The organism is Variovorax sp. RTB1 (genome assembly GCF_035018765.1).
Taxonomy (GTDB): Bacteria; Pseudomonadota; Gammaproteobacteria; order Burkholderiales; family Burkholderiaceae_C; genus Variovorax.
In genome coordinates, this window is record NZ_JASJXG010000137.1 from 1 (window position 1) to 267 (window position 267).

Consider the following 267-nt stretch of genomic DNA (forward strand, 5'->3'; position numbering starts at 1 on the left):
GGTCTACGGCGCCGACAAGGTCTGGAGGCAATTGGCACGCGAGGGCACGGTCGTGGCGCGATGCACCGTCGAGCGGTTGATGCGCCGGCTTGGGTTGCGCGGTGTGATGCGCGGCAAGGTCGTGCGCACGACGATGAGTGACAGCAAAGCGGCATGTCCGCTGGACAGGGTCAACCGGAAGTTCTGTGCGGAGCGACCAAACCAGCTATGGGTCTCGGACTTCACATATGTGTCGACCTGGCAGGGCTGGCTCTACGTGGCCTTCAT

General features: G+C 63.3%; 1 protein-coding gene. It reads left to right on the forward strand.

The annotated features are described in order from the left end of the window. A partial coding sequence (locus tag QN397_RS26690; RefSeq protein ID WP_323502532.1) for an IS3 family transposase occupies positions 1-267 on the forward strand: 267 nt, incomplete at both ends.